Genomic DNA, 23,902 nt, shown 5'->3' on the forward strand with positions numbered 1-23,902 from the left:
ACCCTTTATTGCAGTTTTAAACTAACTTTTATGCTCCAGCTTCTACCAGTTCGTCTTCCAGGGCAAACAGCTCGGTGAGCATGGCCACCAGCTGGTCAGCTTCCCCGCGTTGGCAGGCGGCTTTGAGCTGCACCACCGGCAGCTTCAGAAACTTCTGGGTCAGGGCCTTGGTGGCGTCATCGAGGCGGCTAACTTCCGCGGGGCTCATGTTTTTGCCGAACCGGTTTAGCTCCTGTTGGCGCAGCTGCTCCAGCGTCGTTTTCAGCTTCTGAATAACCGGCGACACTTGCAGATTGCGGCTCCACTCGTGCAGATCAGCCATGCTTTCGGCAATGATTTCGCGCACGTGGGACACCGCCGCCACCCGCCGGGCCAACGCCTCCGACGCCTTGTTCTGGATAGCGTCAATGTTATACACCAGCACGCCCGGCACCTGCTCAGCGGCGGCCGCAATGCTGCGGGGCACCGACAGATCAATGAAGAACTTGGGGCTCAGGATGGTCAGGCTGTCCAGCAGCTCGCGGGTAAAAAACGGCGATGGCGTGGCGATGGCCGAAATGACTACATCAGCCGCCTGCAAACCCTGGGTGAGGTGGGCAAAATCCAGCACTTGTAGGCCGCACTCGGTGGCCAAAGCCTGAGCCGCGGCCGGGGTACGGTTGCAAATAGTGACCTCCGCAAAGCGCTTGCTCTTGCCAAAATGACGGCAGATATCGGCCCCAATCTCGCCCAAACCAACAATCAGAACACGCGGCTGCGGAATATTGGCCGTCAATTCCTGCACCAGTTCCAGCGTAGCATAAGACGTAGAAGCGGCGCCGTCGCGGAAGGCGGTTTCCTGCTGCACGCGCTTGTTGGCGGCGAATACGGTGTGTAACAGTCGATGTAAAAAAGGCCCTGCGACATTTGCTTCTGTCGAGCGCTGGTAGGCTCTTTTCACTTGGCTGCTGATCTGCATATCGCCCACCACCTGCGCGTCGAGGCCCAGGGCTACTTCAAACAGATGCTGCACAGCGGCCGTAGCTGAGTTTAGGACAGTGAAGTAGGAAGAGTAGCTGCTCGCATCCATTTCCTTTAGGTCGCCTAAGGCTTCCACAATGGCGGCGCTGTTGTCAGTATCGGCAGTGTAATAAATCTCGGTGCGGTTGCAGGTACTCAGCACCAGCACGTCCGACAGGCCCAGGTGGTGGTGCAGCGTATGCAGCAGGCGGCAGCACGTTGCCTCATCCAGTGTCAGCAGCTCGCGAATGGCCAGGGGGGCTTTTTTGTAAGAGAGACTGACGGCCTTAAAGGATTGTTTCATAGAGATTTGCCGGAACGAAGAAAGCAGCGAAAGGGGGGTTTGAACAACTACAATCTGCTGTTTAGCCTGGGCTTGGGTAATGGGCAGATAGTGGGCTCAAAGTTTCGCTTTGCCGGCGGCACATTCTATGACTTTACTCAGAGACTGTGATGATTACCGTCATATCCACGCACCTGAAGCAGTCCGTATTTTTGGTGTGGTAGCCGGTCGCTCAAACGCAGCTACGTGCGTGGCCGGCCCGGCTCTCGCTCATTTCACCGCCCAATGCATATTCGCCTCTTTTCCCTGACGTCTGCGGTTCTCTTTTCGCTGCTGCAATTGCAATGCGGGGGCCAGCAGCAAGCGGTGACCACCCCGCCCGACCAGACAGCTGGTATCACCCAGGATTTGCCCCCCACCGAAACTCCAGTGGGTGAACTCATTCTGGCCCTGCTCGATACCACGGCCGCAGGCCCGGCGGCCGCAGACGAGCGTCTGGGGCTACAGACCGGGCCCCACGTGCGGGCATTTTACGGTGCGAGCCCCCAGCCCGTCTGGACGCAGCCCAACGACAGCCTAAGTGCCGAAGCCAAAGCGGTACTGGCCTTGCTCGGTGAAGCCCGCGCCTATGGCCTCCAACCCGAGTACTACGCTACTAATCAGCTGGTTGCCTTGCGTGACTCGCTACGCCTCCCGGCTGCTTCCGGCCCGCAGCAACGGGCGCGCCTTGACGTGCTTCTGAGCGACGCCGTGCTGCGCTTTATGCTCGATTTGCACCGTGGCAGGCTGCGGACGTACGTGGCATCTCCGCGGGAGAAGGCTTCCGGCCAGATTTTTCAGCCAGCCGATGTGTTGCGGGAAAGCCTGACAGCGGGCAAAGTGGCCGACGGCGTATTAGCGTGTCAGCCCCGGAACCGGGAATACCGGCAGCTGCAGCAGGCGCTGGAGCAGTGGCTCAGCACGCCGGCTCCGCCCGACTCGGCTGCGCAGTTTCAGGCGCGGTATGAGCAGGTGGCCCTGAACTTGGAGCGCTGGCGGCAGGAGGCTATTTCGGACTCGGAATACCTGCTGATAAACCTGCCCGCGTACCGGCTGGACGTGGTGCGCGGCGACAGTGTGGTGCGACAGCACCGCGTGATTGTGGGTCAGCCCAAAACGCCCTCGCCTACCCTGAGCAGCACCATCGACCACTTTACCCTGGCGCCCGACTGGCATGTGCCCCGCTCCATTGCCACCAAGGAAATTCTGCCCATTCTGAAGAAAGACGTGGGCTATTTGGCCCGGAATAACTTCGCCCTGTACGATGAGGGCGGCCGCCTGCTCAGCCCGTACCAGGTCGACTGGCAGCAGGTTACGGCCAAGAGCTTTGCTTACACTATCCGGCAGTCGGCGGGCTGCGACAACGCCTTGGGCAACATTGTGTTTCGGTTTAAAAACCCGTACTCCGTGTATCTGCACGATACGCCCGTGCGGCAGGCGTTTACATATCCGATGCGGGCGCTCAGCCACGGTTGTATGCGGCTTCAGAACCCCATGCAGCTGGCAGCTTATCTGTTGGCGCGTGGGGGGCAATTCAGGAAGCTACCGACCGAGGAGGAGTGCGCCCGCCAGTCGAAGCCGGAGCATGTTCGCCTCGCCAAGTCTATTCCGCTGCATGTGCGCTACTTCACCTGCGCCACCGAGAACGGCCAGCTTCGCTTTTACGCCGACATCTACCAGCGCGACAAGGCCCTCAGGCGAGCCCTTGCTGTGGTAGCGCGCGAGTCGTAGGATTCCTTTAACTGCATGATTTAAAACAGATTGCTTCATGATTTAAATCATGGACGTGGGCGGACGCATTTTCGAATTTTGTATCGCTGTTTGACCACGCTGGTTGAGTTCACGCCGCAAAAAAGCCCCCCAGCACTTGTTTTCGGCCTGTCTCACCTCACCAATCTAAGCCTGTAGTCATGACGTTGAACCTCGCTCAGTCTGCACCCACCACCGTACCAGCTTCCGACAAGCCGGCCCTGACGCTGATTGTGCTGACTGATTTCTTTCCGGCCGCGCATCGGGCTATTCAGTACGCGGCCGAGCTGGCGGCGCCCCTCGGAGCCAGGTTGCTGCTGCTGTACGTGCGCGACGATTCGCAGCTCGACAGCAAGCTCGCCCCCGACGACAGCAAAGAGCGCGACCAGGATCTGCGGGCCGCCGTGCGGGCGCTGGCCGACGAGCTGTACGTGCCTACTACCATCGAGATGGTAGCTGATCTGCAGCTTTCTACGGCCGCCGATCTGGCCAAGCGGCACGCGCCGGCGCTGTTTGTGCTGGGCCGCGCCGACGAAAGCCTGAACGAAGCCGAAGTGGGGGTAGCGGTGCTGGAAGTGCTGCGCGGGGGGCCTTTACCCCTGCTGGTAGTGCCCGAAACGTATCAGGGCTCCTCCACTCCGACCCAAGCCGTGGTGGCCGCCGACGGCGAGCCATTCACCCTGGATAAGCCCTTGGCTGCCTTACAATTAATAGCACAGCTAGAGCCGCGCATGACCGTCGTGACGGTGTCGGGCATTGCAGACAACCAGGCCTGCGCTACGTCGCTGCGCCAGGTAAAAGCCAGTGGCCTCGCCGATGCAGCCAGTCATGTTACGCTGGAAGCCATCCGGCACGCCTATCCGGTCGAGGGCCTGTTCAAAGCCATTACGCTTACCAAGGCCGATCTGCTGATTCTTGTTGCCCGCCGACGCAGCTTTCTGGGCACTATGTTTCACCGCAGCGTCACGAACCGGCTATTGCGCACTTGCCACATACCCATGCTGGTATTGCCCGCCATCGACGGCTAACCTACTGAGCAGCAAGGCCACCTGATCTGAACTAACTATTCTTTCTACTGCTATGAACAAGCAAATCAAGTATCCCGCTCTTCACTCAACATACCCCTCGGGTGCGCGGGTGAGCCGGTCAGCGGCCGGTTCGCGCGGCCGCCAGCGCATTATCCCTTCCCAAGACATGCTAACCCGTCCGGAAGCAAATCATCAACTCAATGACATGGTTACGGAAGCGGCGGGCCTGGCCCGAAACAAAGACGCCTGGGGTTACTACGCCGGCTCATTCTAAACACCAGTTTTAAACAGAAAAAGCCCCCCAGATTTGTTCTGGGGGGCTTTTTTATGAGCAACGTTACTGCGCCAGGTAGCCGCCATCCACCACGATGGCCTGGCCAGTTACAAACGATGCTTCGTCGGAAGCCAGCCACAGCAACGCGCCCGTTATTTCCTCGGGCTTGCCCAGCCGCTGCATGGCGTGCTTGGCAGCAATTGCGTCCTGCAGATCCTTGTGCGCCTCGTCGATGCCTGCTTTGGTGAGCATGGGCGTGGCAATGAAGCCCGGACAAACCGCATTTATCCGAATGCCCTGTGGCCCGTATTCCAGGGCGGCGGTTTCGGTCAGGCCGATGAGGCCGTGCTTGGCCGCCACGTATGCCGATGCGCCCGCAAAGCCCACTTTCCCCAGAATAGAGGCCATATTGATAATAGAGCCCCGCCCCGCCGCTACCATCGCCTGCAGCTCATACTTCTGGCAATACCAGGCGCCGCTCAGGTTGATATTGATCACGCGCTGCCACTCCTCATCGGGGTAATCTGCGCTGAAGGCGGAAGCGCCGCCTATTCCCGCGTTGTTAATTGCCACGTCGAGCCGGCCGAAGGTGTCGAGGGTTTGGTGAATGAGATTTTGCACGCTGGCCGATGAGGCTACGTCGCAGGCAATAAACACGCTTTTGGGTCCTAGGGCGCTCAGCTGCCGGGCCACCGCCTCGCCTTCCTCCGCCGACACGTCGGCGACTACTACGTGGGCGCCCGCTTTTGCAAACGCTTCCGCGGCGGCTCTCCCGATGCCGGAAGAAGCTCCCGTAATCAGCACAACTTGATTTTCAAATGATGGCATACAGAATACAGATGATTAAAAGGCCAGTTATACTATTAAGCTGATAGTTAATTCATTAAACTCATGATGCGGGGCAGGCTTCTGGCCACGCCGCGGGGTTCGCGCTGAGCGGGCAATACAAGCACCGGAACCGGGCTGTGCAAAATCATTTGCGCCGTTACGCTGGTATGAAACAGCCTTTCCAGAAAGCGGTGCCGCCGCGCAATCATCACCAGCATATCGGCCCCCAGCTCCGATACGGCCTGCAGTATGCCCTCGCCCGCGTGGGTATGACACACATGGTAGGGGCGCACCTGATGGGGAAGGTCGCGGGTAAGGCCGGTGTTCTCCACCGTCTGGAGCGCGCGCCGGGTGGTGTGGCGGGTAGCCGACTCGGTGATGTGCGCCACCGTCAGATCAATCTGCAAAGCGTTGAAGAAGTCGCGGATGGGGGCCACATGCTCACCCAGCTCAAACCCGTCGCCATCGGCGGCCAGCAGTATGCGGTGCGGCACTCTGGCCGGCGGGGCATGCGGAGGCACTATTAGCAAAGGGTAAGGGCTGATTTTCAAAAGATTGAGTGCGGTGGTTGTCACCAGCACATCAGGCGTATCTTCGTCGGGCGGCCGGCTCAGCACAATCATCAGCGGATTATGCAGCCGGGTGCTTTCCAGCACGGCCTCTTCCACGCGGCCCGAAGCTACTTCTGCCTCCGCAGACACGGGCAGGTCACGGATCAGGTGGTTAAGCGCCAGATCCGTTTCCTTCCTGGACCTGACTGTCACCTCACCCGTCAGCAATTCCGGGTCGAGCAGGGAAGTGCGCTCTACATGCAGCAGCACCAACCGCGCTCCGAGAGGCTGCGCGATGGCAGTGGCGAAGGCTAAGGCCCGGTTTGAGCCGGCGAAAAAATCGGTCAGGATAAGCAGGGCAGGCTTCATAACTATCTAACGCTTAGTTAAAAAACCAAATCTGCTATTTCAACAGGACATATGCCATGTGGCAAATCATGATCAGCCATGATTTTTATCAGCTCCCTAAGGCCGTAATACTCAGCCCTGAGCTAATCAGGCGTCGGCGACGGGCACCGCGAGGCCTTTGAGTTGTTGATAAGCCGCTGGAAATAATCAGCCCGATGCTTCACTCATTTATCAGCCCCCCCCCAGCAGTCGTTAAACGGATCTGGGGGGCTTTTTTTGAGGTATTTCTCCGGAACGTATTCAGCAACGCAGTGAACACTGAAAGGCAAGAACTCAATCCCACTTGTTAAAGCGGTTACCCAAACGATGCAGAGACTCGTATTTGCGTCTCGTCGTTCGCGCCGCACACACGACGTGTTCAAGGACGAGACTCCAACTATTGCGTCTCTACACCGTTCGGGTAACTGCTATGGCCTTCAGGTAGCCGGAATTGCGTTTTAACCCGGGAAACTTGCCTGAAACACTTTCTCAGGCCAGATGCTTCTATACTACGCTGCCAGTGGTGCGTATAAGGTTCTGTACATCTGATTATTCGCTTTGCCGACTCCTACTCTTCTGTTTTATATTCTGCTCAGCATCAACCTCGTGTTGATTGGGTGGCTGCTGTGGCGCTACGTGCAGGAGCGTCGTTTCCGGCGCCTGCCTTACATTGCTCCGGCCGTGCGTGACTGGGAGCAGCACCAACCCGATCCTTCGTCGCCGCTGCGCCACCGCATTGCCCTGGTAGGCGACCTGGGCGCCGTAGCCACCGACGGCCGCGACCCGGTACTGAACCTGCTGCACAGCTGGCTGGAGGAAGCCGGCGCCAACAGCACTGTGGTTATACTCGGCGATAATGTATACCCGACGGGGCTGCCTGCCGAAACGTCCATCGGCCGAGCGGCGGCGGAGCGACGCCTGGATATTCAGCTCGATGCCTTGCGCTATCCTGGTCGGGTGGTGTTTTTGAGTGGTAACCATGATTGGAATAAAGGCCGCAGCGACGGTTTTCAGTATCTGCTGCGGCAGGAAGCCTACGTGCGCGAGCATTTGCCCGCTGCCCAATATTTGCCCCCCGGCGGCTGCCCCGATCCCGTAACCGTGCAGTTGGCCGACAACCTGCTGCTTGTGGTGCTCAATACGCAGTGGTGGGTGCAGCACGGCACGCGCCCGCTGGGAGCAGCCTACGGCTGCAAGGCCACAGATAGCCGCATGCCTTTTCAGCAGTTACAGTTGCTGCTCGACGCCAACCGCCACCAGCAGATTGTGGTGGCCGGGCATCATCCGCTGTATTCCAACGCCATGCATGGGGGGCAATTCACGACCAAGCAGCACGTATTTCCGCTCACGGCCGTTCATAAAAGGGCGTATGTGCCGCTCCCGGGCGTGGGCTCCCTGTTTCCGATATATAGGCGCATAGTGGGCGCGGAGGAAGATATGGCCCATCCGCGCTACCGCAAAATGCGCCGCCGCCTGCTGCGCGTGCTGCACCAATTTCCCAATATCATCTACGCCGCCGGCCACGATCACAACCTGCAATATTTTGCCTACAAGAATGGCCACTACTTAGTCAGTGGCTCGGGCAGCAAAACGGCCTATGTGGGCAAGGGCGGTAAAGCAACCTTCACGCACGAGCACAAAGGTTTCTTCACGCTGGACTTTTACGAGAACGGGGAAGCCTGGCTACGCACGCTGGAGCCCGGGAACGCCGACGGCACCGAGCGCGCCCCCGAACCATTTCGGCGGCGCTTGCTAAGCAGTCTGGGGGACATTTCCGGCGCGGCGTCTACTCCGACGCGGGCGTCAGCACCTGCAAGCTCCGCGGATTAATCTTGACCTCAACCGGCGTATCCAGCTCCAAAGGTTCGCCATCTACCTGCACGAGTACACGCGCCTGTCCCGGCACCTGAATGCTGGCATGGCGGCAGCGCAGGCGCCGCGTATACACCGACGTATCGAAGGCATCGGTGTAGAGATGATATAGAATGCCCAGGGAAGCCGTGGCGGGAAATGGCTCAATCAAACACAGCTCAAACTCGCCGTCGTCGAGGTAGCTGTCGGGGTTGATAACTACGTTGCTGCCAAACGTGCTGGCGTTGGCAATGGTGAGCATAAACGCCGGCCCTTCAAACTGCTCACGGTCGGTTTCGATGCGGTAGGTGGCGGGCTCGTAGCTCAGATATTCCTGCAAGGCAATGCGAATATAAGCGCCCGGGCCGCGCGTGTCGCCGTTGCAGAAACGCTCCACTACCAGCGCGTTAAAACCCAGGTCGGCAAGGTGAACCGAAAAATTCCCGCCCACGTGCAGGGTATCCAGCGCACGCAATTGGTGCTGCCAGATCACCTCCAAAGCACCGTTTATATCCTGCGGAATGCTCAGGTCTTTGGACAGCCCGTTGCCCGACCCCAACGGTAGGATTCCGAGCGGAATTTTGCCCCCCAGCAGCGCTTCACCCACTAAGTTCACGGTGCCATCGCCACCGGCGGCAAACACGGCATCGTAGGCGTTGGCGGCTAGGTGCGCCTTGAGTTTGTCGAGGTCGTTTTCGCCAGACGTATGAAAAAACCCGGCATGGCGGCCGCGCTGCGAGCAGAAATCAGTGATGGTGCTTTCTATGCTCTGCTTATCGATGTCGCCGGAAATCGGATTGAGGACAAACAGCAGCGAGTGCAGGTTGGGCGTTGATTCAGCGGCCATTGTTAAAATGTTTTAAGAATAAAAAAGAGGAGAACGAAGGCGGATAATGAGTTTCCTGAACTCCACCTTAGTTCTCCTCTCCTGTTCAGGATCAGGCAATTACTGCTTCAGTCCGCTGGGCACGCCACCGGGGAAGCGCTCCGCGATTTCCGTCTCCAGCACGCCCACGCGGTTGCCCGGGTCGGGGTGCGTGCTCATAAACTCAGGGCCGCGGCTCTGGCCACCAGCCTGCGCCAGAATCTGCATTACCTGAATCATAGCGCGGGGGTCGTAGCCGGCGTCGGCGGTGTATTGCACGGCCAGGCGGTCCGATTCGAGCTCATCTTCACGTCCGAAGCGCAAGGACACCACCTTGGCAATAGCCGCCGCTACGGCCGCTTTGCCAATAGAGCTGCCGGGGCTGTCGGGGTCGTAGGCGGCGATGGTGGCGGCACCGGCCAAGCCTTGCGTCAGCTGCGATTTAGCTAACTGCTCAGCCGAATGGCGGCCGATAACGTGGCCAATCTCGTGGGCCAGCACGCCGGCCACTTGCCCTTCCGTCTTCATGTTTTTCAGCAATCCGGCCGTGATAAATACCTGCCCGCCGGGCAAGGCAAACGCATTGATAGTCTGCTCATCGGCCAGCAGATGAAAATCGAATTTGTAGGGCGACTGGTCGGCCTTGGACGACTGCACCAGCGTGGCGCCAATGCGCTTTATGGCAGCGCTAGCCTGCTGATCGGGGTGCAGACCACCGTATTGCTGGGCCATTTGGGGAGCAGCCTGTAACCCGAGCGCAATTTCCTGCTCAGTGGTCATGTTTACGTGCTGCACCTCACCGGTCACGGGGTTCGTCTGGCGGTTACAGTAATAGGTCACAAAAGAAAAGGCTGCGACGGCCAGGGCAATCAAATAACGAAGGCTTCCTCTCATGGTAGTAGGGAGAATTAAGGGAGGGAAAAGGCGGCTTCAAAGTGGGCCGACGGGCTTCTAACGCGCACTCCGCAGTAGGGTTGCTTGCAGTGAGGCACCCTATTTGCCACGATTAGCGTATCAGGCGCAAAACTGGTCCGCAACCGGTTCCTGTTGTCCTCTTGTACCTTCTAATCTCCCTCTTCCTTGAATCAAAAACGCACCTTCGGCGCCATCCTCACCATCCTAGGTATCATCGGCATTATTTACGCCGCCCTTGGCTTTTTAGGAATAGCTGGCATAAATCTCAGCAAAATCAATAGCCTGGTGCCCTTCATTGTGGGCCTTATTTTCTTCTTCGCGGGCATCAACCTGGTCAAAACCACCAGCGACAGGGCCTAGCCGAAATTCTACTTTCGGAAAGTAACACTTCACAAAAAAAGCCCCCCAGAGCAGTTCTGGGGGGCTTTTTTTTATGGCTTGCATTCTTTGCTAGTTCAGGCCTTTCACCTGGGCAAAAGCCTGTAGAGCCGGATCTAGCTCGAGCCAGTCGGAATCGTAGCGGACGCCGGAAGGTGCGTGCGCAAACAGTACAGTGCCATCTTTTATGGTTCGGATGATAGCGCTGCTTTCCTTCATCGGCAGGGCGGGGCAGCCCTGGCTGCGCCCCAGACGCCCGTGCCGCTGCACAAATTCCTCACACACATATTCAGCTCCGTGCACTACCACGGCCCGGCTGGCCGCATTCGTATTATAGCTCGGGTCCACGCCGCGCAGACGCAGCGACAAGCCGTGCTTACCGGTGTAGGTGTGGCTCGTTACGTAAAAGCCCAGGCTGCTCATCTCCGAACCTACCCGATTGGAAAAAGCCTGCGCAAACTCCTGACCCGTGTTTATGCCGTGGGCAACCAGTGTATGATGCACCACCCGTGATTTCTGCAAATCAATGACCCACAGACGCTTAAGACGACTAGAGCGGTTGAAATCGATGATAGTAAGGGTATTTTTGGAAGGATTTGCCAAGCCGCGCTTTTGAAGCTGGTAATAGCCCATCAGCGCCTGCCGATACACATCAAGGGGAAGTCCGGAGGCAGGGAGGCCCGCCAAAGCGTACGTATGCAGCGTATGCTGCTCAAAAGCCGCCAAGTAAGTAGCCCGCCGATTTTCGCTCAAAACCGATTCCGGGGCGTTATCGGCAGCTGAGTTAGGTTTCGCGGCAGGAACGGCTTCTGGGGGGCAAAAAAGGGATAAAAGACTCAAGGAAAGGCAAGCGAAGGCAGTCGGTGTACGCATTATCGGCTGGAACTTGTGTTGCGGAAATAGGGTAAAACAGGGCTTACGCAAAAGTCGGGCCCTTCAACCCTAACAGCATGATGCATTAATTATTGCCTAAAGAACTCAAAAATCGCTTTGTGCCTGCTGATACTCAATTACCTGAATAGCAGAAAATCGTGTTTGATTTCAGTATCCGGAAGTCGTCAACTCGCATTTAAGCATGACTGATTACCATTTAAGGCACAAATTGCTACTACAAAAATTAATGAAATACAATGAAACATTCTATTTTTTTCACTGTATTATACAATATAGTTGCTTTCGCGTTATAAAATTCTCTTACCCTCCGCCCCTCCCACCTACTGCATCTGATTCGCTTGAGTAAGCGGGTTCATGATTTACTCTTGTCATACAGCCTCTTATGACAACGTTTAGCATTTTATCGAAACAACTGCACTGTGAGTTGCGGCCGCTGATGCATGCGGCTGAAATTTCACCCCAGATTCAGCAGCAGCTGTTGGCTCGTCTGACATTGTTCCTGCTTTTCACTTCGCGCCAGCCACCAGCTACGCTCAGTGTTCGAGTGCCCCAACCTCTGGAAGGTGCTGAGTTGACGCTTTATTACACCAACGGCCAGCAGATCACGCTGCTTACGCGCCATACCCGAGCATTAGCGCCCGCGACCGAAAAACTTTATGATACGATGGTAACCTTGCAGCAGCGTGGTCGGCAATTAATACAAAAAGCTTGTTACAGCTGGGAAATGGGACGCGTGTTTGATACTTACTGCAACCGTAGCGCTTAGAAGAACACGCAGCATAGTTTAATCTTGCCTTATCAAGCCACCAATCAGGTTTTATACTTAGAGCTTTTACCCTATTGTATGCTTGAAAGCATCAATAAGAATTATAAGCGAAACCTATTAGCAGAATGTAATCTGACTTAAAGAATTACATTTTAAAGCGGCGTCACGTATAAGATGGTCTGCTTGTTGTTTATGTAGAAATTATCCTTAAATTTAGGCGTTAAATTGTCTTTTGCTAAGCAACAATAAAGCAAATAGATACTTGCATATTGGTTTTCTTTCGCATCAAAACTAACTCTCTGACCTTTAGAAGTAGCATTTGAGCAGAATTAGGGTGTAATTTCAGCAGATTAGACGGCAAGTTATTTCCAGCCTACTGATCAGCTTCAATTATTTCTTACTTCTGACCCCTCCATCTGGCCCCCATTCGCTTACGATTACGCTTACCAGTACCTCGCCCCGCTCCCTGCTTCCGCCTTTGCATTTCTCTTATTCATGTCTTCCTTGCCGCACTTAATCGCGCGTGCTACGGCTGCCTATTACCGACAGGCCCGTGAGCTTTATCCTACTGAAACTGACTTTAACGACTGGCTCGATACGCTGGACGCAGACAACCGTCGCCGATACAAACAGCAAGGTCTGGATATGACCTGTCTGCTTCCGCAGTTTCAGCTTTTTTGTCTGGAGCGGCGTGGTATCTATCTACGCGAGTTTATGGCGGCTCGCCTTACTGCCGATCAGTTTGAGTATTGGGAGCAGGAGAAAGCTATTTCGGATTTTAAGCCGTCTGCCCCGCCCACTGACTTATTCTAAGCAACTAATTTTCTTTCGACCGGTTTCAAACAAGTAGCTTAGCGGCTTAGCGTCGAAAACCCAGTCCGTCAACGGCCGACCTATTGCCTTATCTTGGCGCTTGGCAGTATATGCACCTATTTCGATTTTTTGCAGCCGGAGCGGCTACCTTTCTGCTGACTGCCTGTGGGCATGCGTTGCCCAAAATAGAAGGGTTTGATGATGCGGCATGGCGCAGCGACCCCTACGCCTGCCAAAATAAGCGAGCCGCGCAGCTGCCCGCTCTGAATCGCTACCGCGACCAGCTCTATGGCGCGCGCATCGCCAGCATTGACAACTTACTCGGCCGCCCCGATGAGGAAGAACTGAGCGCTCAGACGGAGAAAACTTACTTCTATTATGTGGAGCCCGGTACGCAGTGCGAGCCAAGCCATCAGCGTTCCTCGGCCAATAAGCTTACCTTACGCTTCGGCCCCTTGGGAGTAGTAACAGAGGTTTTGTATGAACGTCCCTTAGCAGTGCCGGCATCATAGAATACCGTGAAAGGATATTTATGGCAGCAAGGCAATAAGCGGAAAACCAACCACAAAAAAGCCCCCCGGAGATGTTTCCGGGGGGCTTTTTTGTGGTTGAAAATATCTTGTTCAATAAATAGTTAAAGCTGTTTAGCCTAATCCGCCTTCGTTGGAATCGTTTTTATTGGGTTGATCGGGCTGTTGGTTTTGCTCAGCGCGGAAGACACTTAACTGAGTGGGAGTTAGAATGCGGCTACACTCAGCTTCGTATTGCGCCTCCAGCTCAGCGGCTTTCTGACGGCGCTGCTCAGCATCCGTGTATTCGTACTCAATCTCATCCAGACGGGCAAGCTTAATCTGATTGACGGAGCGTAACCGGATGTACTGATCTTCATTCAGGCGAAGGTTGCTGCTCATACCACGCGTAAGATCATCGACGCGAGTTAAAGAAGGCATCAGGCTGCCCGGACGCTCTGCATAAACGTCACGCTTTTGGGCGGTGGCAGTACCGCAAAAACAACCTAAAATAAGTGCGAGTAAAAGTATTGATTTCATAAAAAGTGAAGGAGTCATGAATGGTAAGCTTATCCTGAAAACTAACGCTGTAACGAGTGGATAATAAAAAGGTTTTGTTTATCCCCTCTTACTTATAGTACAAATATATATGCCATTAGTATAACAAACAAAAGATTTGCAATTTTTTGTTTGCTGAGTCCAAATGAGCTTACCAGAACCAGTTATTTATTCTTTACAACCAGCTACGGTCAGACAGAAAAAGCCCCCCAGAATAGTTCTGAGGGGCTTTTTTATGTGCCTTTTTGTATAGGCATCTATTATTCAATTCCCTTCATGGGCTTATGATCAGGGCTTTTAAAGTACTGCATGGCGATGAGCGAGACAATCATGCCGCCCATTGCACCTTGCAATACAATGGCGAGGAAGGCAATGGTAACCGATAAGTCAAAGCCAAACAGATCTTGCGCCTGCGTCTGCTCCATAAAATCGCGATTAATGGAGGAATAGATAATAAAGAACAAACCGAAAGCGACGGAGGCCACGAGCGCAGTTACGATGCCCGTACCAAAACCCTGTAAATACGGCAGCTTGTCGCCTTTCTCACGCTTGAGGCGCGCAATTGCCACGCAGGCACCTATGGCCAGAATACCGGCATTCAGGAAGCTGTATTCGATGCGAACAAAGCCCAGCAGATTGGCGATCAGGAAGTAAGCCATCATCGCAACGCCCGTGATCAGGCCTACGCGAACTCCATTGTTTTCAGCGGTTAGTCGAAACGCACCCATACAGGTAAAGGGGAAAATGTGAAAAGGTGAATCAGTGATGTAGAGGAACTGCCAGGGCAACGATAACTGTTAGTCAGTCGCCTAAGATTAGCATTTCCATTTGCTTTTTATACTCTTTTACCCGGTGGGATGTTGTGCAAGCCATATATTTTTTTGGTTTCTGGCACCGCAAGGGGCTTTTTTTCGAGCCAAATTATTGAGTATGAGCAGTCCGCTGTCTTCACCTGATTGTCTAATTTACCTTATAAGGTAATCCGGACAGCACGTGCGCGGGGCATTTTGCGTACTTTTGCGCGCCGAATTGTCCTTATTCCAAGGTTGGCACCAACGATTTTTCGTTTTCAGCATCTACACCTCTATGATTAGTACCTCCAATGTAAGTCTGCGCTACGGTAAGCGCATATTGTTTGAAGATGTTACCATTAAGTTCATGCCCGGCAACGTGTATGGCCTCATTGGAGCGAATGGAGCCGGCAAATCCACGTTTCTAAAGATATTATCGGGCGAAATTGAGCCTAACACGGGCTCGGTGAACATGCCTGCCGGCGCCCGCCTCTCAGTGCTGCGCCAGGATCAGTTTGCTTACGACCAATACCCCGTTCTCCAAACCGTTATCATGGGCCACACGCGCCTGTGGAAGGTAATGGAGGAGAAAGACGCACTCTATGCCAAGGCCGACTTCACAGACGCTGATGGCGAACGGGCTGCGCAGCTGGAAGGCGAATTTGCTGACCTAGAAGGCTGGAATGCTGAGTACGAAGCGGCTGAATTGCTGTCGGGCCTGGGTATTGGCGAAGACAAGCACTATACAATGATGGCCGACCTCGGCGGCTCCGACAAAGTGCGGGTGCTGCTGGCCCAAGCCTTATTCGGTAACCCCGATGTGCTGCTGCTTGACGAGCCTACCAACGGCCTGGATGCCGAAACGGTGCTGTGGCTGGAAAACTTCCTCGACTCGTTTCAGAATACAGTGATTGTGGTCAGCCACGACCGCCACTTCCTCGATGCCGTGTGTAACTACATGGCCGATCTGGATTTCTCGAAACTCACGATGTTTCCCGGCAACTACTCCTTCTGGTACGAAAGCTCCCAGCTGGTGATGAAGCAGAAGCAGGATGCCAACAAGAAGACCGACGACAAGCGCAAAGAGCTCGAAGAGTTCGTGCGTCGCTTCTCGGCCAACGCCAGCAAAAGCAAGCAAGCTACGTCGCGCCAGAAGCTGCTGCAAAAGCTGACGCTGGAAGACATTAAGCCTAGCTCGCGTCGCTATCCGTATATCGCTTTCAAAGCGGATCGTGAGGCCGGCAACCAGTTGCTAACGGTAGAGAATCTGAGCAAAAAGGTGGACGGCCAAACGGTATTCCGCAACGTTACCTTCTCGCTGGATAAAAAGGATAAAGTAGCCATCATCAGCCGCGACGACCGCGCGCCTTCCCTCCTATTTGATATCCTGTTCGAGCAGATCCGGCCGGACACGGGCAACTTCAAATGGGGCACCACCATTACGCCATCCTACTTTCCGCGCGAAAACCACGAGTTCTTCGATACCGACCTGAACCTGGTGGATTGGCTGCGTCAGTACTCTACGGAGAAGGATGAGAGCTTTATTCGCGGCTTTTTGGGCCGCATGCTGTTCTCGGGTGAAGAGTCGCTGAAGAAGTCGAACGTGCTAAGCGGGGGCGAAAAGGTGCGCTGCATGTTGTCCAAAATGATGTTGGAGAGCGGCAACGTACTCGTGCTCGACGACCCAACGAACCACCTCGATCTGGAAAGCATTACGGCGCTCAACAACAGCCTGCGTGATTATACCGGCTCGATGATGTTCGTATCCCACGACTTACAGTTTATTGAAACGATTGCCAATCGCATTATCGAGCTTACGCCCGACGGCATCATCGACCGGCGTATGAGCTACGAAGAATACCTGGCCGACGAGACCATTAAGGCTCAACGCCAACGTATGTACCAACTTGTGTCTTAAGCTCGTTGTAGCTATCTATGAAACGCACCTTGCTCCCGTGGGCCCTGGCTGGGGCCGCCCTGTTTATGGCTCCGGCCGCTGCTTTGGCCCAAACTGACACTACGGCCCGGCCTGCTCCGGCCAAGCCGCAGTTGAATACGGCTCCTCCAGCCGCACCGGTACCTACTACGCCCACGCCTGCTCCACAGAAAGAGTACGAGGCGCGCCCCAGCGTACCCGTACCGGCCCCGCCACCCGTAGATCAGCCCTTGCCTACTCAGACTCGCCCCAACCCGGACAGCCCATCGGGGTTGGAGTTTCCGGAAGGTAGCCGGGCTTCGGAGCAGCCGAAGCCACTACGTAAGTACTTTTTGTACGCCAACTTTGGCCTCGGCTACAATGGCAGCTCAGCTTACGGCAGCCAGTTCAGCGCCAGCATAGCGCCCGCTATTGGCTACCGTATCAATGAGCGATTTGCGGTGGGCCCGGGCATATCGTATGCTTTCAACAACTACTCTATTCCGGCTCAGTTTCGGGCTCCGGGCACGCCTTCAAGCTATCAAACCAATAATATTGGGTTGAAGGGCTTTGCTCAGTTCATCTTCTACAAAGACTTTTTTGTGCACGGTGAATATGAAGTAACACGTGCGGAAGTGCTATTTCAGGACCAGAATACGGGCGTTATTTCGACCGGCAAAATAACCGTGAATACACCGCTGGCAGGCGTTGGCTACCGCAGCCGCTTCAGCGACCGGGCTGCCGCCGATATTGTAGTGCTCTACAACTTCAACGACGGCCTCGACGATATCTATGGTCAGCCTGTTATTCGTTTCAGCTTCCTGTTCGACCTGAAGTAAGCTAAAAAGCCCCCCAGCGGGGCTTGAACGCAAAAGAGCCGCTGTTCCATCTGGAACAGCGGCTCTTTTTGTTTTTAGATACTTATCAAGCTGAGCAGCACCTAACAGCTACTCACGTAGGGGCATTTAAACTGTGCCGCCCCGAACCAAACGCAATACTACAGCGATGATGGCAATGACTAGCAAAATGTGAATCAAGTTGCCTAAGCCAAAGCTATTGAAGCCCAGGAAGCCGAGCAGCCAAATAATAACGAGGATGACGGCAATGATGTACAGGAGATTTCCCATGGTATTAGGGTTGAGGTGTAGGGTGAGGGAAAAACAAATTCATCGGAAGCTAGTTGATTGTGGTTAGGAAACCAATTAGCAAGCGATTTGCGGTTTTGTACGCGCCGCTTTTCAAAAAAGATATATCTCAATAGCGCAATTAATTTATTAGGACACTTAAATATCAACTAAAAGCGCCCTCACAGGCTGTAATGCGCATTTATTAGTTCGGTTTATTTTTTTCAGATTGTACTTAATTGACTTATTAGGTAGCGAATAGTATTCTCTAGGCTGACCATTAGCGCTTACAGTTGGGGCTGGCTGCATTTCAGATTAGTTTTGCGCGTCGGCCTATTGGCTTGCACATCCATCTTCCCACCCACTTCTCTTTCGTATGCTCCACGTCGCCGTTATTGGCTCGGGCACTATGGGCAATGGCATTGCCCACGTTTTTGCCCAGCACGGATTTCCCGTTACCCTTATTGATATTTCGCAGCCCGCTCTGGATAAAGCTTTAGGTACGATTGGCAAAAATCTGGACCGCCAGGTAGCCAAAGGCAGCCTCAGCGAAGACGATAAAACGGCCACTTTAAGCCGCATCACTACTCACACCAGCATTGCTGAAGGTGTCACCAACGCCCAGCTTGTGGTGGAAGCGGCCACTGAAAACGTGGATTTGAAGCTGCAAATTTTCCGCGACCTCGACCTGTACGCGCCCGAGGGAGCCATTCTGGCTTCGAACACCTCTTCCATTTCCATTACGCGCATTGCCGCCGTCACCAAGCGTGCCGAGCAGGTAATCGGGATGCACTTTATGAATCCGGTGCCGGTAATGAAGCTCGTGGAAGTCATTCGCGGGTACGCCACCTCCGATGCCGTGACCCAGCAGGTGATGGACATTTCGCGCCAGCTCGGCAAAACACCCACGGAAGTCAATGATTACCCTGGCTTCGTGGCCAACCGCATTCTGATGCCCATGATCAATGAAGCTATCTATAGCCTGTTTGAGGGCGTGGCCGGTGTGGAGGAAATCGACACGGTAATGAAACTAGGTATGGCCCACCCCATGGGCCCTTTGCAGCTTGCCGACTTTATTGGCCTTGATGTGTGCCTTGCTATTCTGCGGGTACTGCACGATGGTCTGGGTAATCCTAAATACGCTCCGTGTCCGCTGCTGGTGAATATGGTAATGGCCGGCCGCCTGGGCGTAAAATCGGGCGAAGGCTTCTACACGCACACACCGGGCAGCAAGGACCTTGTGGTAGCTTCTCGGTTTCAGAAATAAGTTTTTGTTGTAAAAAAGCCCCCCAGAAAGTGCCTGGGGGGCTTTTTCTGCGCCTAAACTCAGCGGCTTCTGCGCTAACCTTCAGGGCCCTCTGCGGGCTAATTTCGTTGAACGACAGTTCCCGCAGAAGCCGCTGAGTTGTTCTTTAGAGGTGACAGGTAGGGTTTTAAACTTTTCGGGCCCGGATTCCCTTTTTAGCGTAGAACAAATCTGCTGATGGCAATTGGGCCTTCATTGCTAAATAACCGTCAGTACTTAACCTAGACCAACCCTTGATAATGGAACAAGCAACATTTGGCGCCGGCTGCTTCTGGTGCGTAGAGGCCGTTTTTCAGAACCTGGAAGGCGTGGAGAAAGTCGTGTCGGGCTACACCGGCGGACGCATTGCCAACCCGACCTACAAAGAAGTTTGCAGCGGCCTGACGGGTCATAACGAGGTAACGCAAATCACCTTCGATCCGCAGAAGATAACGTTTGAAGAGCTGCTCGAAGTATTCTGGAAAACCCACGACCCGACGACCCTCAACCGCCAGGGCAACGACGTAGGCGACCAGTACCGCTCCGGCATTTATTACCACAACGAGGAGCAAAAGCGCTTGGCTGAGGAGTACAAACAGAAGCTCAACGATGCCCACGCTTTCCCCAAGCCCATCGTGACGGAAATTCTGCCTTTAGGCACGTTTTATCGGGCCGAAGACTACCACCAGAACTACTTTAACCTGAACGGCAGCCAGCCTTACTGCCAGTTTGTAGTGAAGCCGAAAGTAGACAAGGTGAAAGCGGTATTTGGCGAAAAGCTCAAAAAAGCAACTGCTTAAAGAGCGCGTTTTCAGCACTGAACAAAAAAGCCCCCCAGAACAGTTCTGGGGGGGCTTTTTTAGGCCAACACGACAAAAAACTATTATTTTAAGCCTACCAACTGATAACCGGGCGCTGCACCACCAATTCCGGGGTTAGCCTTACATTCGGTTTCACTTGGCGGGCGTTGGTCTACCGCCTCTTTTTCACCTGATTTCTACTCCCAATATGGCCGCCAACGACTCAGCCCTCCTAGCCTTGCTGGCCCAAAAATGTCCGCGCTGTCATCGGGGCAACCTTTTTACGCACTCGGCTTTCAACCTGAGCAAGTTCACGGACATGCCCGCCAGCTGCCCGGTCTGCGGGCTGCAATACGAGCCCGAAACCGGTTTTTACTGGGGCGCCATGTACATCAGCTACGCCTTCTCAACGGGCATTGTGATTATGGTTGGGGTGCTGCTCTACAACTTTTTCGGCGACCCGGATACGTGGGTGTACATTGTGACGGTGTCTATTGCTGTGCTGCTGTTTACGCCTGTGCTGCTGCGCTACTCCCGCGCCGTGATGCTGTACTTCTTCGGCGGCACCCACTACGACCCCGAGAGGGCTAAGCGCCCATTCCCTGCTTCAAACGACTAAAGCCAGTTACTCATTTATTCGCAGTTGCCGGGTGGTCGGTGGGTGTGGTTTGTTGCGGCTCATTAGTCATACCCTTGCTCTCAGGGCTTCTAAGTGCTTTATAAACCTCAAACCAGCCCGTGCTCAGAGCCGCAACGCCGGCGCATGTTACTAATTGCAGCCAGGTAAGCGATTGTAGCTGAAACAGTTGCTGAAGAGCAGGCACCGTGAGGCAAAGCGCCAACAATACCAGCGTGAGGGCCAGCATAGCAGGCAGAAGCGGATTATGATAATGCAGCGAGCGGCGCAGCGTGTGGTGGCGCGAGCGGCTGACGAGCGTGAGCAGCACATTGGCCAGCACCAGGGTGGTAAAGGTGAGGGTGCGGGTCAGCGGCTCGGAATAGCCCTGCATCAGGGCGTAAGCGGCCACACCCAGCACTCCTGCGGCAATTATAAGGCCCTGCAAAAGGCTGCCGCCCAGCTCCCCAAGTTGCAGAAAAGTAGTCGTGGCGGGCCGGGGCGGGCGCTGCATGGTATCGGCTTCCATCGGCTCATTCTCGAAAATAATGGAGCAGGTGGGTCCCATGATAAGCTCCAGAAAGATGACGTGCACCGGCCCCAGCAGCACCGGATACTGCCACGCCAGCAAGGAAGGCACCAGCACCGTGAGAATCAGCGGAATATGGATGGCGATGATGTACTGCACTGCCTTTTTCAGATTGTCATAAATCCGGCGGCCGTAGCTGATGGCCGTAACCATTCCACCCAGATCATCATCCAGCAACACCAGATCGGCGGCTTGCCGGGCCAGCTCGGTGCCGCGGTGGCCCATGGCTACCCCAATGTGGGCCGCCTTGAGAGCTGGCCCATCGTTGACCCCGTCGCCAGTCATTGCCACCACTTGGCCATTTGCTTTTAGCGCTTCGATCACGCGCAGCTTGGCTTCAGGAAACATGCGGGCATACAAATCGACCTTTCCTACCTGCTGTTCCAAGGCCGCAGGTTCCAGCGCCATTACTTCAGCTCCGGTTAGCACAGGCTCTTTATGTCGAAGTCCGACCTGTTGGGCTATGGCCTCAGCAGTCAGGGCATTATCACCGGTTATCATTTTCACCTGTAGGCCTGCTTCGTAAAGCTGGCGGAGCACGGCCGCTGCTGTCGGCTTCGGTGGATCAGTGAAAGCAACCAGGCCCTTAAATTCCCAGGCAAAATCTTCCTGAGAGGCCGGATACACCTCAGGGATATCCGTGCAGCGGGCTACCCCCAGCACCCGCAGGCCCGCCGCCGCCAGCTGCGTAAGCGCTGCCAACGCCTGAGCCTTCTCCGCTTCGGGCAGCTGGCACCGGGCAATAATACCTTCGGGTGCGCCCTTGCAGGCAACGATCAGGCGGCCATCGGCATGCGCAAATATATGCGTCATCATGGGGGGCTTTTCTCCCAGCGGATACTCGTGCACCATGCGGTAAGCCGGGCGCTGGTCGCGGGAAGTTGTTTGGGTATAGGCCCGATGCAATGCCTGCTCCATCGGATCGAAGGGCGAAGGCTCGCTGGCCCACATTGCGGTTGCCAGTAAGTCAGACAGCGGCGCCGGAAGCTCTTTTTGCTCCTCAAAAGGGATTGGCCCTGTCTGGCCCGGGCAGTAAAGCTGGCTCAGCGCCATTCGATTCTGGGTGAGCGTTCCGGTTTTATCGACGCAGATAACGGTGGCCGAACCCAGCGTTTCTACCGTTTGCGGCTGCTTGGTGAGCAGGCGCTGCTGCATTAGCCGCCACGCGCCCAAGGCCATAAAAGACGACAGCGCCACCGGAATTTCCTCCGGCAACACGGCCATAGCAATCGTTAGCCCATGCAACAGCCCATGCGCTAGGCTGCCCGATTCCCACCAGTTGTAGGCCCACACAACTATAAAAGCAACGCCGCCCACCATCGCCATGCGGCGCACGAAGGAGCGCACCTGCTGCTGAAGCGGTGTGGGCGGCGTTTTCACCTGTGAAATTAGCCCCCCAATAAGGCCAAGCCGGGTCTGGCTGCCCACTGCCGTTATCTGTACGACGCCCGTGCCGCCAACCACCGACGAGCCCGCAAACAGCTGCTGCTCACCGGCGGCCGCTTTGCTCACCGCCAACGACTCTCCCGTCAAAAACGACTCGTCGGCTTCCAGGTCATGGGCTTCCAGCAATACGCCATCGGCCCCCACCTGCTCACCTTCCGCCACCAGCAGTATATCGCCGACCACAAGCTCGGCGGCGGGTAGCGCTACGTCCTGCCCGGCCCGGCGCACGCGCGCCAGCGGCTGCGCCAGCTGTTGCAAAGCAAGCAAAGCCCGGTCGCTGCGGGCCTCCTGATACAGGGAGATGCCCGCCACAATTGCGGTGGCTGCCAGCAGAACGTAGGCTTCGGAATAGCTGCCAATAATGAGGTAAATGCCCGCCGTAACGACCAGCAGCACAAACATCGGCTCGGTTGCAATGCCCCGCACAATGCCCCAAAATCGGTGGCGAGTGGCTGGTGCCATCACGTTTTGCCCGAAGCGCTGTCTTTGAAAAAGCACCTCGTCGGCACTCAACCCTTCAGGTATGATTTCGGACCGGGGCGCTTTGGTAGCGGAAGCAGTTTGGAGCGGAGCCAGCATAAGCAAATTCTTAAGAATCAGCTGAGTACTGCCGTGAGTAAGCAGCCGGCAAGAAAGTTACGGCATCCGACTCTTCCTGTCTCTGACGTAAATCATTGGCAGCTTTGATATAAAGCACAAAACCCGCCTTTGGCTTGATTTACAGCGCTGTAAATCAAGCCAAAGGCGGGCTTTGTGCCTTCTTCACTACGGAAGAAAGCTAGTTGTAATAAGCTAAACAGCTACGTTGTGCTCGCGGAGGGCGTCATTCAGGGAGGTTTTCAAATCCGTGCTCGGCTTGCGCTGACCGATAATCAGGGCGCAGGGCACATGAAACTCACCGGCCGGAAACTGCTTGGCATAAGAGCCCGGAATAACCACCGAGCGCGCCGGCACGTGGCCGCGGTACTCTTTGGGCTCGGAGCCGGTTATGTCGATAATTTTGGTGCTGCCGGTAATGGTAACCCCCGCACCGATTACGGCTTCCTTGCCGATGTGGCAGCCTTCCACCAGAATGCTGCGCGAGCCGATAAAAGCGCCATCTTCAATGATAACGGGCGCCGCCTGTACGGGCTCCAAAACGCCCCCCAGACCCACACCGCCACTCAAATGCACGTGTGCGCCCACCTGGGCGCAGGAACCCACCGTCGCCCATGTGTCCACCATGGTGCCCTCGCCTACCCAGGCGCCAATGTTCACGTAGCTGGGCATCAGGATAACGCCGGGGGCCAAAAAGCTGCCGTAGCGAGCCGTGGCGGGCGGCACTACGCGTACGCCCTGGGCTTCGTAGCCGGTTTTGAGGCGCATTTTGTCGCGGTACTCGAAGGGCTTCAGCTCCAGGGTTTCCATCTGCTGAATGGGAAAATACAGGATGACGGCTTTTTTCACCCAGTCGTTTACCTGCCACTGGCCGTCGGTGGTGGGCTGGGCCACGCGCAGGCGGCCTTTATCCAGCTCTTCGATTACGGTGTGAATGGCGTCGGTGGTGGTAGATTCGCGTAGCAGGTCGCGGTTGTCCCAGGCGGCTTCGATGGTACTTTGCAGGTCGGTCATGAAAGTAGAGAAGATGAATTCTAGCCGGTAAAACTACA

General features: G+C 55.4%; 24 protein-coding genes. 13 read left to right on the top strand and 11 right to left on the bottom strand.

All coding sequences use genetic code 11. The annotated features are described in order from the left end of the window. Positions 1–28: 28 nt before the first annotated feature. Positions 29–1,303 (bottom strand): glutamyl-tRNA reductase, encoded by a 1,275-nt coding sequence (hemA, locus tag IEW06_RS08075; RefSeq protein WP_188548008.1) that lies wholly within the window; start codon positions 1,301–1,303, stop codon positions 29–31. 264 nt (positions 1,304–1,567) lie between these two features. On the opposite strand from hemA, the gene IEW06_RS08080 reads away from it, so the two are divergent. The 3 genes from IEW06_RS08080 to IEW06_RS08090 all read left to right on the top strand — a co-directional run bounded on the left by IEW06_RS08080 (position 1,568) and on the right by IEW06_RS08090 (position 4,372). Beyond that, entirely contained in the window at positions 1,568–3,052 is a 1,485-nt protein-coding gene (locus tag IEW06_RS08080; RefSeq protein WP_188548010.1) for a L,D-transpeptidase scaffold domain-containing protein, read from the top strand. A 179-nt stretch (positions 3,053–3,231) separates the two neighbouring features. Beyond that, positions 3,232–4,098, top strand: coding sequence for a universal stress protein (locus IEW06_RS08085; RefSeq protein ID WP_188548012.1), 867 nt, complete (start codon positions 3,232–3,234; stop codon positions 4,096–4,098). A gap of 52 nt (positions 4,099–4,150) precedes the next feature. Beyond that, positions 4,151–4,372 carry a hypothetical protein gene (locus IEW06_RS08090; RefSeq protein ID WP_187732084.1) on the top strand — a complete coding sequence of 74 codons (222 nt, stop codon included), beginning with the start codon at positions 4,151–4,153 and terminating at the stop codon, positions 4,370–4,372. Between the two features lie 63 nt (positions 4,373–4,435). Here the strand turns inward: IEW06_RS08090 and IEW06_RS08095 are convergent, their stop codons facing one another. Both IEW06_RS08095 and IEW06_RS08100 read right to left on the bottom strand, forming a co-directional pair. After that, a complete protein-coding gene (locus IEW06_RS08095; protein ID WP_187732085.1) occupies positions 4,436–5,200 on the bottom strand; it encodes an SDR family NAD(P)-dependent oxidoreductase in 765 nt (254 codons plus the stop codon). 47 nt (positions 5,201–5,247) lie between these two features. Further along, positions 5,248–6,120: a universal stress protein gene (locus IEW06_RS08100; protein WP_187732086.1), complete on the bottom strand. Its 873-nt coding sequence runs from the start codon at positions 6,118–6,120 to the stop codon at positions 5,248–5,250. Positions 6,121–6,696: 576 nt separating this feature from the next. On the opposite strand from IEW06_RS08100, the gene IEW06_RS08105 reads away from it, so the two are divergent. Beyond that, entirely contained in the window at positions 6,697–7,968 is a 1,272-nt protein-coding gene (locus IEW06_RS08105; RefSeq protein WP_223284545.1) for a metallophosphoesterase, read from the top strand. Here the strand turns inward: IEW06_RS08105 and IEW06_RS08110 are convergent. Both IEW06_RS08110 and IEW06_RS08115 read right to left on the bottom strand, forming a co-directional pair. Beyond that, a complete protein-coding gene (locus tag IEW06_RS08110) occupies positions 7,925–8,836 on the bottom strand; it encodes a diacylglycerol/lipid kinase family protein (protein ID WP_187732087.1) in 912 nt (303 codons plus the stop codon). The genes IEW06_RS08105 and IEW06_RS08110 overlap by 44 nt on opposite strands. Positions 8,837–8,935: 99 nt before the next feature. Further along, complete coding sequence (locus tag IEW06_RS08115; protein WP_187732088.1) at positions 8,936–9,748, bottom strand: M48 family metalloprotease; 813 nt, start codon at positions 9,746–9,748, stop codon at positions 8,936–8,938. A gap of 186 nt (positions 9,749–9,934) precedes the next feature. On the opposite strand from IEW06_RS08115, the gene IEW06_RS08120 reads away from it, so the two are divergent. Further along, on the top strand, positions 9,935–10,129 hold the full coding sequence (locus tag IEW06_RS08120; protein WP_187732089.1) for a hypothetical protein: 195 nt from the start codon (positions 9,935–9,937) through the stop codon (positions 10,127–10,129). Between the two features lie 90 nt (positions 10,130–10,219). Here the strand turns inward: IEW06_RS08120 and IEW06_RS08125 are convergent, their stop codons facing one another. Next, positions 10,220–10,987: a murein L,D-transpeptidase catalytic domain family protein gene (locus tag IEW06_RS08125; RefSeq protein ID WP_188548014.1), complete on the bottom strand. Its 768-nt coding sequence runs from the start codon at positions 10,985–10,987 to the stop codon at positions 10,220–10,222. A 436-nt stretch (positions 10,988–11,423) separates the two neighbouring features. Here IEW06_RS08125 and IEW06_RS08130 point away from each other — a divergent pair, with 436 nt between their 5' ends. The 3 genes from IEW06_RS08130 to IEW06_RS08140 all read left to right on the top strand — a co-directional run bounded on the left by IEW06_RS08130 (position 11,424) and on the right by IEW06_RS08140 (position 13,132). After that, positions 11,424–11,807, top strand: a complete 384-nt coding sequence (locus IEW06_RS08130) for a hypothetical protein (RefSeq protein ID WP_188548016.1) — start codon at positions 11,424–11,426, stop codon at positions 11,805–11,807. 495 nt (positions 11,808–12,302) lie between these two features. After that, positions 12,303–12,620 (top strand): hypothetical protein, encoded by a 318-nt coding sequence (locus tag IEW06_RS08135; RefSeq protein WP_187732092.1) that lies wholly within the window; start codon positions 12,303–12,305, stop codon positions 12,618–12,620. 110 nt (positions 12,621–12,730) lie between these two features. Beyond that, a complete protein-coding gene (locus IEW06_RS08140) occupies positions 12,731–13,132 on the top strand; it encodes a hypothetical protein (RefSeq protein WP_187732093.1) in 402 nt (133 codons plus the stop codon). A 132-nt stretch (positions 13,133–13,264) separates the two neighbouring features. Here IEW06_RS08140 and IEW06_RS08145 read toward each other — a convergent pair whose 3' ends face one another. Together IEW06_RS08145 and IEW06_RS08150 are read right to left on the bottom strand one after the other, a co-directional pair. Beyond that, positions 13,265–13,570, bottom strand: coding sequence for a hypothetical protein (locus IEW06_RS08145; RefSeq protein ID WP_187732094.1), 306 nt, complete (start codon positions 13,568–13,570; stop codon positions 13,265–13,267). Positions 13,571–13,947: 377 nt separating this feature from the next. Further along, on the bottom strand, positions 13,948–14,415 hold the full coding sequence (locus IEW06_RS08150) for a DUF4199 domain-containing protein (RefSeq protein ID WP_187732095.1): 468 nt from the start codon (positions 14,413–14,415) through the stop codon (positions 13,948–13,950). Positions 14,416–14,773: 358 nt separating this feature from the next. Between IEW06_RS08150 and IEW06_RS08155 the strand changes: the two genes are divergently transcribed. Next, the gene (locus IEW06_RS08155) at positions 14,774–16,396 is read left to right on the top strand and encodes an ABC-F family ATP-binding cassette domain-containing protein (RefSeq protein WP_187732096.1); all 1,623 of its coding nucleotides are present in this window, start codon (positions 14,774–14,776) and stop codon (positions 16,394–16,396) included. A gap of 17 nt (positions 16,397–16,413) precedes the next feature. Further along, on the top strand, positions 16,414–17,232 hold the full coding sequence (locus IEW06_RS08160; RefSeq protein ID WP_187732097.1) for a hypothetical protein: 819 nt from the start codon (positions 16,414–16,416) through the stop codon (positions 17,230–17,232). A gap of 126 nt (positions 17,233–17,358) precedes the next feature. On the opposite strand, the gene IEW06_RS08165 is transcribed toward IEW06_RS08160, so the two are convergent. Next, the gene (locus tag IEW06_RS08165; protein WP_133272977.1) at positions 17,359–17,520 is read right to left on the bottom strand and encodes a lmo0937 family membrane protein; all 162 of its coding nucleotides are present in this window, start codon (positions 17,518–17,520) and stop codon (positions 17,359–17,361) included. Positions 17,521–17,893: 373 nt separating this feature from the next. On the opposite strand from IEW06_RS08165, the gene IEW06_RS08170 reads away from it, so the two are divergent. The 3 genes from IEW06_RS08170 (at position 17,894) to IEW06_RS08180 (ending at position 20,221) form a co-directional block, all read left to right on the top strand. After that, positions 17,894–18,784, top strand: a complete 891-nt coding sequence (locus IEW06_RS08170) for a 3-hydroxyacyl-CoA dehydrogenase family protein (RefSeq protein ID WP_187732098.1) — start codon at positions 17,894–17,896, stop codon at positions 18,782–18,784. Between the two features lie 278 nt (positions 18,785–19,062). Continuing rightward, on the top strand, positions 19,063–19,602 hold the full coding sequence (gene msrA, locus IEW06_RS08175) for a peptide-methionine (S)-S-oxide reductase MsrA (RefSeq protein ID WP_187732099.1): 540 nt from the start codon (positions 19,063–19,065) through the stop codon (positions 19,600–19,602). 208 nt (positions 19,603–19,810) lie between these two features. Further along, on the top strand, positions 19,811–20,221 hold the full coding sequence (locus IEW06_RS08180; protein ID WP_223284547.1) for a DUF983 domain-containing protein: 411 nt from the start codon (positions 19,811–19,813) through the stop codon (positions 20,219–20,221). A gap of 10 nt (positions 20,222–20,231) precedes the next feature. On the opposite strand, the gene IEW06_RS08185 is transcribed toward IEW06_RS08180, so the two are convergent. Both IEW06_RS08185 and IEW06_RS08190 read right to left on the bottom strand, forming a co-directional pair. After that, complete coding sequence (locus IEW06_RS08185) at positions 20,232–22,832, bottom strand: cation-translocating P-type ATPase (protein ID WP_188548018.1); 2,601 nt, start codon at positions 22,830–22,832, stop codon at positions 20,232–20,234. A gap of 213 nt (positions 22,833–23,045) precedes the next feature. Further along, complete coding sequence (locus tag IEW06_RS08190; RefSeq protein WP_187732100.1) at positions 23,046–23,864, bottom strand: 2,3,4,5-tetrahydropyridine-2,6-dicarboxylate N-succinyltransferase; 819 nt, start codon at positions 23,862–23,864, stop codon at positions 23,046–23,048. Positions 23,865–23,902 lie beyond the last annotated feature (38 nt).

This window comes from Hymenobacter qilianensis (assembly GCF_014638675.1).
Classification (GTDB): Bacteria; Bacteroidota; Bacteroidia; order Cytophagales; family Hymenobacteraceae; genus Hymenobacter; species Hymenobacter qilianensis.

Excerpts from the sequence above, each read along its gene's own strand:
- IEW06_RS08100 (WP_187732086.1), bottom strand. The coding sequence starts at position 6,120 with ATGAAGCCTGCCCTGCTTATCCTGACCGATTTTTTCGCCGGCTCAAAC.
- IEW06_RS08095 (WP_187732085.1), bottom strand. The coding sequence starts at position 5,200 with ATGCCATCATTTGAAAATCAAGTTGTGCTGATTACGGGAGCTTCTTCC.
- IEW06_RS08180 (WP_223284547.1), top strand. The coding sequence starts at position 19,811 with ATGGCCGCCAACGACTCAGCCCTCCTAGCCTTGCTGGCCCAAAAATGT.
- IEW06_RS08170 (WP_187732098.1), top strand. The coding sequence starts at position 17,894 with ATGCTCCACGTCGCCGTTATTGGCTCGGGCACTATGGGCAATGGCATT.
- IEW06_RS08080 (WP_188548010.1), top strand. The coding sequence starts at position 1,568 with ATGCATATTCGCCTCTTTTCCCTGACGTCTGCGGTTCTCTTTTCGCTG.
- IEW06_RS08115 (WP_187732088.1), bottom strand. The coding sequence starts at position 9,748 with ATGAGAGGAAGCCTTCGTTATTTGATTGCCCTGGCCGTCGCAGCCTTT.
- IEW06_RS08160 (WP_187732097.1), top strand. The coding sequence starts at position 16,414 with ATGAAACGCACCTTGCTCCCGTGGGCCCTGGCTGGGGCCGCCCTGTTT.
- IEW06_RS08190 (WP_187732100.1), bottom strand. The coding sequence starts at position 23,864 with ATGACCGACCTGCAAAGTACCATCGAAGCCGCCTGGGACAACCGCGAC.
- IEW06_RS08150 (WP_187732095.1), bottom strand. The coding sequence starts at position 14,415 with ATGGGTGCGTTTCGACTAACCGCTGAAAACAATGGAGTTCGCGTAGGC.
- IEW06_RS08155 (WP_187732096.1), top strand. The coding sequence starts at position 14,774 with ATGATTAGTACCTCCAATGTAAGTCTGCGCTACGGTAAGCGCATATTG.
- IEW06_RS08085 (WP_188548012.1), top strand. The coding sequence starts at position 3,232 with ATGACGTTGAACCTCGCTCAGTCTGCACCCACCACCGTACCAGCTTCC.
- IEW06_RS08135 (WP_187732092.1), top strand. The coding sequence starts at position 12,303 with ATGTCTTCCTTGCCGCACTTAATCGCGCGTGCTACGGCTGCCTATTAC.
- IEW06_RS08140 (WP_187732093.1), top strand. The coding sequence starts at position 12,731 with ATGCACCTATTTCGATTTTTTGCAGCCGGAGCGGCTACCTTTCTGCTG.
- IEW06_RS08090 (WP_187732084.1), top strand. The coding sequence starts at position 4,151 with ATGAACAAGCAAATCAAGTATCCCGCTCTTCACTCAACATACCCCTCG.
- hemA (WP_188548008.1), bottom strand. The coding sequence starts at position 1,303 with ATGAAACAATCCTTTAAGGCCGTCAGTCTCTCTTACAAAAAAGCCCCC.
- IEW06_RS08165 (WP_133272977.1), bottom strand. The coding sequence starts at position 17,520 with ATGGGAAATCTCCTGTACATCATTGCCGTCATCCTCGTTATTATTTGG.
- IEW06_RS08145 (WP_187732094.1), bottom strand. The coding sequence starts at position 13,570 with ATGCCTTCTTTAACTCGCGTCGATGATCTTACGCGTGGTATGAGCAGC.
- msrA (WP_187732099.1), top strand. The coding sequence starts at position 19,063 with ATGGAACAAGCAACATTTGGCGCCGGCTGCTTCTGGTGCGTAGAGGCC.
- IEW06_RS08130 (WP_188548016.1), top strand. The coding sequence starts at position 11,424 with ATGACAACGTTTAGCATTTTATCGAAACAACTGCACTGTGAGTTGCGG.
- IEW06_RS08185 (WP_188548018.1), bottom strand. The coding sequence starts at position 22,832 with ATGCTGGCTCCGCTCCAAACTGCTTCCGCTACCAAAGCGCCCCGGTCC.
- IEW06_RS08110 (WP_187732087.1), bottom strand. The coding sequence starts at position 8,836 with ATGGCCGCTGAATCAACGCCCAACCTGCACTCGCTGCTGTTTGTCCTC.